This window comes from Shigella sp. FJ200513 (assembly GCF_040495915.1).
GTDB lineage: Bacteria > Pseudomonadota > Gammaproteobacteria > Enterobacterales > Enterobacteriaceae > ECMA0423.
Genome location: NZ_JBDYCV010000053.1, coordinates 17,104 through 28,560, shown reverse-complemented (window position 1 = coordinate 28,560; position 11,457 = coordinate 17,104). Strand labels below are relative to the sequence as shown.

The 11,457-nt window shown below is 49.7% G+C and carries 8 protein-coding genes and 1 pseudogene; 6 read left to right on the top strand and 3 right to left on the bottom strand.

All coding sequences use genetic code 11. From position 1 onward, the window contains the following. Positions 1–80 precede the first annotated feature (80 nt). Positions 81–218, bottom strand: a pseudogene (gene yjdI, locus ABZJ92_RS12825) (4Fe-4S mono-cluster protein YjdI); the annotation flags it as partial. A gap of 180 nt (positions 219–398) precedes the next feature. Between yjdI and ABZJ92_RS12820 the strand changes: the two are divergent. From ABZJ92_RS12820 to ABZJ92_RS12800, 5 genes are all read left to right on the top strand, one after another. After that, entirely contained in the window at positions 399–2,030 is a 1,632-nt protein-coding gene (locus ABZJ92_RS12820; protein WP_001216446.1) for a sensor histidine kinase, read from the top strand. Beyond that, positions 2,027–2,746 carry a two-component system response regulator DcuR gene (gene dcuR / locus ABZJ92_RS12815; protein WP_000611281.1) on the top strand — a complete coding sequence of 240 codons (720 nt, stop codon included), beginning with the start codon at positions 2,027–2,029 and terminating at the stop codon, positions 2,744–2,746. The genes ABZJ92_RS12820 and dcuR overlap by 4 nt, the downstream gene beginning before the upstream one ends. Before the next feature lie 570 nt (positions 2,747–3,316). After that, on the top strand, positions 3,317–4,657 hold the full coding sequence (gene dcuB / locus ABZJ92_RS12810) for an anaerobic C4-dicarboxylate transporter DcuB (RefSeq protein WP_000899522.1): 1,341 nt from the start codon (positions 3,317–3,319) through the stop codon (positions 4,655–4,657). 77 nt (positions 4,658–4,734) lie between these two features. After that, a complete protein-coding gene (fumB, locus tag ABZJ92_RS12805) occupies positions 4,735–6,381 on the top strand; it encodes a class I fumarate hydratase (RefSeq protein WP_000066672.1) in 1,647 nt (548 codons plus the stop codon). Positions 6,382–6,503: 122 nt separating this feature from the next. Next, positions 6,504–7,133 carry a DUF2238 domain-containing protein gene (locus ABZJ92_RS12800; RefSeq protein WP_000198728.1) on the top strand — a complete coding sequence of 210 codons (630 nt, stop codon included), beginning with the start codon at positions 6,504–6,506 and terminating at the stop codon, positions 7,131–7,133. Positions 7,134–7,271: 138 nt separating this feature from the next. Here ABZJ92_RS12800 and melB read toward each other — a convergent pair whose 3' ends face one another. Both melB and melA read right to left on the bottom strand, forming a co-directional pair. Next, a complete protein-coding gene (gene melB, locus ABZJ92_RS12795; RefSeq protein WP_000028118.1) occupies positions 7,272–8,693 on the bottom strand; it encodes a melibiose:sodium transporter MelB in 1,422 nt (473 codons plus the stop codon). Between the two features lie 102 nt (positions 8,694–8,795). Further along, the gene (melA, locus tag ABZJ92_RS12790; RefSeq protein WP_000986606.1) at positions 8,796–10,151 is read right to left on the bottom strand and encodes an alpha-galactosidase; all 1,356 of its coding nucleotides are present in this window, start codon (positions 10,149–10,151) and stop codon (positions 8,796–8,798) included. 282 nt (positions 10,152–10,433) lie between these two features. Between melA and melR the strand changes: the two genes are divergently transcribed. Then, complete coding sequence (melR, locus tag ABZJ92_RS12785) at positions 10,434–11,342, top strand: transcriptional regulator MelR (protein WP_001090765.1); 909 nt, start codon at positions 10,434–10,436, stop codon at positions 11,340–11,342. Positions 11,343–11,457 lie beyond the last annotated feature (115 nt).

The window sequence follows — 11,457 nt, the reverse complement described above, 5'->3', positions numbered from 1 at the left end:
AGTCTAAAAACTAGTATTAAGACTATCACTTAAATAAGTGATACTGGTTGTCTGGAGATTCAGGGGGCCAGTCTACACGACTTTCGTTTGAGATTAAATAACTTGCCGTTGCCACGTACGCAATTGCCAGAATGCTGACATATCGCAGTGTTGAAATAGACATCGATCTTTTCGCCGGTATAACAGCGATAACCCCCGTCCAGTAGCGCCTGATCCATGACCTTCCCTCTCTCATCAGTATGATTATCGCTATAAGCATAGCCCCGGAATCTTCATACAGCACTGGCAGTTTCCGTTGCCAGAGTCTCTTCCCCTATATAGCCAATCATTTTTACTCCCTTTGAATTACCCGCCTCATCAGAGATAATGCTTAAGAAATTTGTCACACAAGGAAGCTGATGAGACATTCATTGCCCTACCACATATTACGCAAACGTCCGATGAAATTGAGTACCACTGTGATCTTAATGGTCAGCGCGGTACTGTTCTCGGTGCTATTGGTGGTGCATCTGATTTACTTCTCGCAAATCAGTGATATGACGCGAGACGGGCTGGCCAACAAGGCACTGGCAGTGGCGCGTACCCTCGCCGACTCGCCGGAAATCCGTCAGGGCTTGCAGAAAAAACCGCAGGAGAGTGGCATCCAGGCCATCGCGGAAGCCGTGCGCAAACGCAACGATCTGCTGTTTATTGTCGTTACCGATATGCAAAGTCTTCGCTACTCACATCCTGAAGCCCAGCGTATTGGTCAGCCATTTAAAGGTGATGACATCCTTAATGCGCTGAATGGCGAAGAAAATGTCGCTATCAATCGCGGTTTTCTGGCGCAGGCTTTACGCGTATTTACCCCCATCTACGATGAAAATCATAAACAAATTGGCGTGGTGGCGATCGGCCTTGAGTTAAGCCGCGTGACCCAACAGATCAATGACAGTCGCTGGAGCATTATCTGGTCGGTATTATTTGGCATGCTGGTCGGACTGATTGGCACCTGCATTCTGGTTAAGGTACTGAAAAAAATCCTTTTCGGCCTGGAACCCTACGAAATCTCCACGCTGTTTGAGCAACGCCAGGCCATGTTGCAGTCTATCAAAGAAGGCGTCGTTGCCGTGGACGATCGCGGCGAGGTCACGCTGATCAACGATGCCGCACAAGAATTGCTGAATTACCGTAAGTCGCAGGACGATGAGAAACTGTCGACGCTCAGCCACTCATGGTCACAGGTGGTAGATGTCTCGGAAGTGTTACGCGACGGTACGCCGCGCCGCGACGAAGAGATTACGATTAAAGACCGGCTATTACTGATCAACACCGTTCCGGTGCGCAGTAATGGCGTTATCATCGGTGCCATTTCAACCTTCAGGGACAAAACTGAAGTTCGTAAACTGATGCAGCGACTCGACGGTCTGGTCAACTATGCTGACGCACTTCGTGAACGATCCCACGAATTTATGAATAAATTGCATGTGATTCTCGGATTATTGCATCTGAAGAGTTATAAGCAGTTGGAAGATTACATTCTCAAAACAGCCAATAACTATCAGGAAGAGATTGGCTCTCTGCTGGGTAAGATCAAATCTCCGGTTATCGCTGGTTTTTTAATCAGCAAGATTAACCGCGCGACCGATTTAGGCCATACGCTGATTTTAAACAGTGAAAGCCAGCTGCCAGACAGCGGCAGTGAGGACCAGGTCGCGACGCTGATTACCACATTGGGAAATCTGATAGAAAACGCGCTGGAAGCATTAGGGCCGGAACCCGGTGGCGAAATTAGCGTAACATTGCACTACCGTCACGGCTGGCTGCACTGCGAAGTTAACGATGATGGACCGGGGATCGCACCCGACAAAATCGATCACATTTTTGACAAAGGTGTCTCGACAAAAGGAAGCGAGCGAGGCGTCGGTTTAGCACTTGTCAAACAACAGGTAGAAAATCTCGGCGGCAGCATCGCCGTGGAATCGGAACCGGGGATTTTCACACAATTTTTTGTCCAGATACCCTGGGACGGGGAGAGGTCGAACAGATGATCAATGTATTAATTATCGATGACGACGCAATGGTCGCGGAGCTGAATCGCCGATACGTAGCACAAATCCCAGGCTTTCAATGCTGTGGAACAGCCTCGACGCTGGAGAAAGCCAAAGAGATTATCTTCAATAGCGATGCGCCTATCGACCTGATATTGCTCGATATCTATATGCAAAAAGAGAACGGGCTCGATTTACTGCCTGTCCTGCATAACGCGCGTTGCAAAAGTGATGTGATTGTCATCTCCTCCGCAGCCGATGCGGCAACCATTAAAGATTCGCTGCATTACGGTGTCGTGGATTACCTGATCAAACCCTTCCAGGCTTCCCGCTTTGAAGAGGCGCTCACCGGCTGGCGGCAAAAGAAAATGGCGCTGGAAAAACATCAGTATTATGACCAGGCCGAGCTTGATCAGCTAATCCACGGCAGCAGCTCCAACGAACAGGATCCTCGTCGCTTGCCAAAAGGCTTAACGCCGCAGACGTTACGCACGCTGTGCCAGTGGATTGACGCGCATCAGGACTATGAGTTTTCAACCGACGAGCTGGCTAACGAGGTTAACATCTCGCGTGTTTCCTGCCGAAAATACCTCATCTGGCTGGTCAACTGCCACATCTTGTTCACCAGTATCCATTATGGCGTCACGGGGCGTCCGGTTTACCGTTACCGTATTCAGGCAGAACACTACTCACTGCTGAAACAATATTGCCAATAACGGATCGCTGGTTATCTGTAAGTAATAATTATTACCGTAATGCAAAATACCCCTGGCACAAGTTACATCGTTAATCAGTAAAACTTGTGCCAGATCAAATATAATTATCCCTCCATCATCGTTAAAAATTAATATCTCTTCAGATGAACGGTGTTTTTAATTTCAAAACGATAACAAAAGTTAATTAACTATTATGTCACCCGCATTATGTGTATTTTTACCCACAAATGGGTAGATCAGATTAATCTATAAACCTAATGATATCTGCCCTGAGAACAAAAAATAGACCGATAAATATCAATAAGATAACAGCAAACAAAACATTAACATCTGCGCAGTACAAACTATAAACCCATCGCCAGAGAGTTTTTCTCTCTGAAAAAGCCGCTTATCACAGTGCATAAATTTGCCGCTGCTTTAATCAGCCAATATTCACTGTGAGGTATTTGCTAAAGCCGGTAACGACCAAACGGATATTTAGTCAGGCTCTGAAAACAGTTCATACAAAACAGAACGTGACTGTGATCTATTCAGCAAAAATTTAAATAGGATTATCGCGAGGGTTCACACATGTTATTTACTATCCAACTTATCATAATACTAATATGTCTGTTTTATGGTGCCAGAAAGGGTGGTATCGCGCTGGGTTTATTAGGCGGTATCGGTCTGGTCATTCTGGTCTTCGTCTTCCACCTTCAGCCAGGTAAACCACCAGTTGATGTCATGCTGGTTATCATTGCGGTGGTGGCGGCATCGGCGACCTTGCAAGCTTCGGGCGGTCTTGATGTCATGCTGCAAATTGCCGAGAAGCTGCTGCGCCGCAACCCGAAATATGTCTCAATTGTCGCGCCGTTTGTGACCTGTACACTGACCATTCTTTGCGGTACGGGTCATGTGGTTTACACCATTCTGCCGATCATCTACGACGTCGCCATTAAGAACAACATCCGTCCGGAACGTCCGATGGCGGCAAGTTCTATCGGTGCACAGATGGGGATTATCGCCAGTCCGGTGTCGGTTGCGGTCGTGTCTCTGGTTGCGATGCTGGGTAATGTCACCTTTGATGGTCGCCATCTTGAGTTCCTCGATCTGCTGGCAATCACCATTCCATCGACGTTAATCGGTATCCTGGCGATCGGTATCTTCAGCTGGTTCCGCGGTAAAGATCTGGATAAAGACGAAGAGTTCCAGAAATTCATCTCCGTACCGGAAAACCGTGAGTATGTTTACGGTGATACCGCGACGCTGCTGGATAAAAAACTGCCGAAAAGCAACTGGCTGGCAATGTGGATTTTCCTCGGGGCAATCGCTGTAGTCGCCCTTCTTGGTGCTGATTCGGACCTGCGTCCATCCTTCGGCGGCAAACCGCTGTCGATGGTACTGGTTATTCAGATGTTTATGCTGCTGACCGGGGCGCTGATTATTATCCTGACCAAAACCAATCCCGCGTCTATCTCAAAAAACGAAGTCTTCCGTTCCGGTATGATCGCCATCGTGGCGGTGTACGGTATCGCATGGATGGCAGAAACCATGTTCGGTGCGCATATGTCTGAAATTCAGGGCGTACTGGGTGAAATGGTGAAAGAGTATCCGTGGGCGTATGCCATTGTTCTGCTGCTGGTTTCCAAGTTTGTAAACTCTCAGGCTGCGGCGCTGGCGGCGATTGTTCCGGTCGCGCTGGCGATCGGCGTTGATCCGGCATACATCGTGGCTTCAGCACCGGCTTGCTACGGTTATTACATCCTGCCGACTTATCCGAGCGATCTGGCAGCGATTCAGTTTGACCGTTCCGGCACCACCCACATCGGTCGCTTCGTCATCAACCACAGTTTTATTCTGCCGGGGTTGATTGGTGTGAGCGTATCGTGCGTCTTCGGCTGGATCTTCGCCGCGATGTACGGGTTCTTATAAATGCACTTTGCGTGCCGCCCGTGACTACGCGGCACGCCATTTTCGAATAACAAATACAGAGTTACAGGCTGGAAGCTATGTCAAACAAACCCTTTATCTACCAGGCACCTTTCCCGATGGGGAAAGACAATACCGAATACTATCTACTCACTTCCGATTACGTTAGCGTTGCCGACTTCGACGGCGAAACCATCCTGAAAGTGGAACCAGAAGCCCTGACCCTGCTGGCGCAGCAAGCCTTTCACGACGCTTCTTTCATGCTACGTCCGGCACACCAGAAACAGGTTGCGGCTATTCTTCACGATCCAGAAGCCAGCGAAAACGACAAGTACGTGGCACTGCAATTCTTAAGAAACTCCGAAATCGCCGCCAAAGGCGTGCTGCCGACCTGCCAGGATACCGGCACCGCGATCATCGTCGGTAAAAAAGGCCAGCGCGTGTGGACCGGTGGCGGTGATGAAGAAGCGCTGTCGAAAGGCGTCTATAACACCTATATCGAAGATAACCTGCGCTACTCGCAAAACGCGGCGCTGGACATGTACAAAGAGGTCAACACCGGCACTAACCTGCCTGCGCAAATCGACCTGTACGCGGTAGATGGCGATGAGTACAAATTCCTTTGCGTTGCGAAAGGCGGCGGCTCTGCCAACAAAACGTATCTCTACCAGGAAACCAAAGCCCTGCTGACTCCCGGCAAACTGAAAAACTTCCTCGTCGAGAAAATGCGTACCCTCGGTACTGCAGCCTGCCCGCCGTACCATATCGCGTTTGTGATTGGCGGTACGTCTGCGGAAAACAACCTGAAAACCGTCAAATTAGCAAGCGCTCACTATTACGATGAACTGCCGACGGAAGGGAACGAACATGGTCAGGCGTTCCGCGATGTCCAGCTGGAACAGGAACTGCTGGAAGAGGCCCAGAAACTCGGTCTTGGCGCGCAGTTTGGCGGTAAATACTTCGCGCACGACATTCGCGTTATCCGTCTGCCACGTCACGGCGCATCCTGCCCGGTAGGCATGGGCGTCTCCTGCTCCGCTGACCGTAACATTAAAGCGAAAATCAACCGCGAAGGTATCTGGATCGAAAAACTGGAACACAATCTAGGTCAGTACATTCCACAAGAACTGCGTCAGGCCGGTGAAGGCGAAGCGGTGAAGGTCGACCTTAACCGCCCGATGAAAGAGATCCTCGCCCAGCTTTCGCAATATCCGGTTTCCACTCGTTTGTCGCTCACTGGCACCATTATTGTGGGTCGAGATATTGCACACGCCAAGCTGAAAGAGCTGATTGACGCCGGTAAAGAACTTCCGCAGTACATCAAAGATCACCCGATCTACTACGCGGGTCCGGCGAAAACCCCTGCCGGTTATCCATCAGGTTCACTTGGCCCAACCACCGCAGGTCGTATGGACTCCTATGTGGATCTGCTGCAATCCCACGGCGGCAGCATGATCATGCTGGCGAAAGGCAACCGCAGCCAGCAGGTTACCGACGCGTGTCATAAACACGGCGGCTTCTACCTCGGTAGCATCGGCGGTCCGGCGGCGGTACTGGCGCAGCAGAGCATCAAGCATCTGGAATGCGTCGCTTATCCGGAGCTGGGTATGGAAGCTATCTGGAAAATCGAAGTAGAAGATTTCCCGGCGTTTATCCTGGTCGATGACAAAGGTAACGACTTCTTCCAGCAAATCGTCAACAAACAGTGCGCGAACTGCACTAAGTAACCTCTTCGGCCCAGCGCCTGGCAGCATGCTGCCAGGTGATCCCCCTGGGCCACCTCTTTTGCGATTGTAATTTCATGCTTGCTGGTGAATAGTCAGTATTTTCCCTGACTTGCGAACTCACCATGACCCGCACACTCAAGCCGTTAATTCTTAACACTGGCGCACTGGCGCTAACGTTAATCCTGATTTATACCGGCATTTCGGCCCATGACAAACTCACCTGGCTGCTGGAAGTGACACCGGTGATTATCGTCGTGCCGCTACTACTTGCCACCGCCAGACGTTACCCGTTAACGCTGCTGCTCTATACGCTCATCTTCTTTCACGCCATCATCCTGATGGTAGGCGGGCAGTACACCTACGCGAAAGTCCCCGTTGGTTTTGAGGTGCAGGAATGGCTGGGGTTGAGTCGTAATCCGTATGACAAGCTGGGGCACTTTTTCCAGGGGCTGGTGCCTGCACTGGTGGCACGAGAAATTCTCGTTCGCGGGATGTACGTGCGCGGACGTAAAATGGTGGCGTTTCTGGTCTGTTGCGTGGCGCTGGCGATAAGCGCGATGTATGAATTAATCGAGTGGTGGGCGGCACTGGCGATGGGCCAGGGAGCGGATGATTTTCTCGGTACCCAGGGCGACCAGTGGGACACGCAATCCGATATGTTCTGCGCGCTGCTTGGCGCATTAACGACAGTGATATTGCTCGCTCGCTTTCATTGCCGCCAGCTACGGCGCTATGGCTTGATAACTGGATAACAACGTGCACTTTGTTGATGCCGGATGCGGCGTGAATTCCTTATCCGGTCTACAAAATTTGCAAATCCAAAGCATTACATTAAGACGTGGCCTGATAAACATATCGCATCAGGCCATTTTCGTTAGCTATTGTCCACGTCAGGCTTTCACATCACTCACTGCACCGACCGGAATATCAGCATGAACAGGCTCGGGCGGTACTTTGCGATATTTATCCAGCAGATGAATCTGGATCCTGCGCAGCGTGTCGCCATTGAGGCGATAGAAACGGAAGTAGAGAATCAGCGTTACCATGAAAAACAGAGTCGGTAGAGCAATCATAATAAACTGCATACCTAATAGGGCTTGCGTAGACTGTTCAACATTCGGTACATAGCCAATCATCCCTAACACAACCGCAATGAAAAAAGCCGCAAAGGCTGAACCGCCCTTCACCACCATAGTCTGCACGGAGTAAGCGATGCTTTCACAGCGTACGTGCAGTTTATATTCACCGTAATCAACGGTATCTGCCACCATGATGACCTGTAATACCCAGAAAAGCGCCGTTCCCACATTCAGCAAAATACCCGCAATCACAATGAGGACGACGTTGTGATAGCTCATTAATGCCATTAACAGGAGAACACCACAGCTTAACACCGGAAGAATAGATGCTCCGGCCCATAAAATGCGTCGGGATAATGATTTAACTAAGCGTGGGAAGAATACTAACGTCACCAGGTTAGCAGCTCCCGCATACGACAGATAATAGGGGAACAAATCCGCATCACCGATAACATATGAGAAATAATAGATAGCAAATCCGGTAATAATGTTGCTGGCTACATTATAAGCAAGAGCCATACCCAAGAGGCATGAAAGCTGATCGTTTTTATAAATAAGCGCAACGATGGCTTTAAGTGTCAGATGGCTTCCTTCAGCAGACGATTGATTGTCTGACGAAAAGACTTCATGCACATTGCGCAGAGTGATGATGGTTGAAACAATAAAAAAGGCGATCAATACCAGAGTGAACATCTGAAAGCCAAATCCCCGATCGCCACCGCCGACATAATTAACAAATGGTAGCGTCACACCTGCCGTAACAAAGCCTGCCAGACTGGCAAAAAAACGCGGATAAGGAACCAGTTGTTCGCGTTCACGTTTATCGAGCGTGATGGTTGGAACCAGCGACCAGAAGGGAATATCCATAATGGTGTAAGTCATGCCCCAGAGGATGTAGGTCACGCAAACAAAGACAATCTGAGTAGTACCTTCAAACAGATGCGCACTAAAGAGGAGAAATAAGATTACAGAGTTTGCCAACGTACCGATCAGGATCCAGGGTTTGAACTTACCCCATCGCGATCGCGTAGCATTTACAATCCATCCCATAATCGGATCGTTAATAGCATCCCAGATCCTCGCCACCAGAAACAAAGTACCGACCAAACCCACAGACAGCCCGACGACATCGGTGTAGTAATACATGAGGTACATATACACAATGCCGATCGCAAAATCCTTCCCGAACGCTCCAAATCCATAACTGAGTTTTGTAGTCATTGAAATGCTCATAGGGTATCGGGTCGCTGTTACCAACGCCCGCCTTCTGTTATTGGTATCGTCAGAGGTGTGCGCCGGAATAAATCCCCCGGCGCAGTAGCGTTTAGTCGCGTTTTAACGGTGCAACCAGCTTGGCAGCCAGTCGCCGTGGGCGGCAATCAGGTCGTCAACAAGAGCATATATTTCGTCAATGCCCAGCACGGCGGCAGTATGCGGGTCCATCATCGCGGCGTGGTAAACACGGTCGCGATTTTCCGTAAGAATAGCTTCGGTCAGCAGCGTCTGTACGTTGATGTTGGTTTGCATCAGGGCGGCCAGATGCGAAGGTAGCGTACCGACTTTGGTCGGCTGAATGCCATTAGCATCAACCAGACAGGCTACTTCCACGCAACATCCTTGTGGCAGGTTATCAATCAAACCATCGTTACGGACGTTGCCGTAAATCACACTCGGCTCGCCAGTCCAGATAGCGTTCATGATTGTGCTGGCATATTCCCGTGACGGTTTAATATCAATCCGGGAGGCGTTTTTATACTCCTCCAGCTCTTTATGCCAGTTCGCCAGCTGCTCGACGCAGCGTTTCGGGTACTCATCCAGCGGTACTTTATAACGCTCAATCAAATCCTCACGACCTAGCTTAATAAACCACGGCGTATATTCGGCAAAATGTTCTGATGATTCCGTGACGAAGTAGCCCAGCTTTTTGAACATTTCGTAGCGCACAATATTCTGGCAGCGAGTATTACCATGAATATTTGGCTTCGGTGCCTGCCCTGCTTCATAAGCCGCCAGCAGTTCCGGGTAGAGATTCACGTAACTGCCGTCGGCGGTTTTGCGCTCCAGCTCCAGGTAAAACGCCATATGGTTGATACCTGCGCAACGGTAACGCAGCGTAGCCGGGTCGATATTGAGGTCACGCGCCAGCTCTTCCGCCGTTCCCTGCACCGAATGGCACAGCCCGACCTGTTTGATATACGGATAGCGGGCATACATCGCCCAGGTATTCATCGCCATTGGGTTAACATAGTTGAGCATGGTGGCATCGGGGCAGACTTCCGTCATGTTCTCGCAAATTTGCCACAGATGCGGAATGGTACGTAGCGCGCGCATAATACCGCCCGGCCCCAACGTATCGGCAATGGTTTGTTCCAGACCATGCCGCTTACAGACCTCGAAATCAGTCACCGTGCAAGGTTCATAACCGCCAATCTGAAATGCCACCACGACAAAATCGGCATCCTCTAAGGCTTCTTTCTGTTGGGTGTGGCAGGTGATTTTGCCGCTGGCCCCTGCTGAATCCATCAGCTTACGCACCACAATATGCGACTCTTCCAGGCGGGTGGGGTCAATGTCCATCAGGGCAATATGCGCCGTTTTCAGCGCCTCGCGATGGAACACATCACCAAGAATATTTTTAACGAAAATCGTCGAACCAGCGCCGATAAATGTAATTTTGGGTGCAGACATCATGCAGATCTCCTGGCTTGCTTGAATAACTTCATCATGGCAGGCGAATCTGCAGAAAACCTCCGGCTTCCAGGTTGAGCATTCCCATAAACTCAGATCCTGCGTGAAGCAGCAGTAAATCTGAGTTTATGGGAATAAATTACCTGAAAAGTAGAGTTTTCGGCCTCATGATGCTCGGACAGTCCCCTCGCCCCTCTGGGAAGAGGGTGAAAACCGTGCTCCCACTCGCAGTCATCCTCCCTCACTCCTGCCATAATTCTGATATTCTAGGAAAGAGAGCCATCCATGAATACAGATACGTTTATGTGCAGCAGCGACGAAAAACAGACCCGCAGCCCGCTGTCGCTGTATTCGGAATACCAGCGGATGGAGATTGAGTTTCGCGCACCGCATATCATGCCCACCAGCCACTGGCATGGTCAGGTCGAAGTGAATGTGCCTTTCGATGGCGATGTGGAATACCTGATCAACAATGAAAAAGTGAATATCAATCAGGGTCATATCACGCTGTTCTGGGCCTGTACACCGCACCAACTAACAGATACCGGAACCTGTCAGAGCATGGCGATTTTTAATCTGCCGATGCATCTGTTTCTCTCCTGGCCGCTGGATAAAGACCTGATTAACCACGTCACTCACGGCATGGTGATCAAATCACTTGCCACACAGCAACTTAGCCCGTTTGAAGTACGCCGCTGGCAGCAGGAATTAAACAGTCCGAATGAGCAAATTCGCCAGCTCGCCATTGATGAAATTGGCCTGATGCTCAAGCGATTTAGCCTCTCTAGCTGGGAACCGATTCTGGTCAATAAAACCTCGCGCACACACAAAAACAGCGTCTCGCGCCATGCGCAATTTTATGTTAGCCAGATGCTGGGCTTTATTGCCGAAAACTATGATCAGGCGCTGACCATCAACGATGTGGCTGAGCACGTCAAACTTAACGCCAACTATGCAATGGGGATATTCCAGCGGGTCATGCAATTGACGATGAAACAGTACATTACCGCGATGCGCATCAACCACGTTCGCGCGTTACTGAGCGATACCGATAAAAGTATTCTCGATATTGCCCTGACGGCAGGCTTTCGTTCAAGTAGTCGTTTTTACAGCACGTTCGGCAAATATGTCGGCATGTCGCCGCAACAATACCGCAAACTTAGCCAACAGCGCCGCCAGACGTTTCCCGGCTAAAGACGATATCAGTATCAGCCAAAAAAATAGTTTAGCCGTCGATAATAAGCAGTGAAAATAATTTAAAATAATCACATAACGTATTGTTTATAAAACTAAATATTTCAAAAATGTT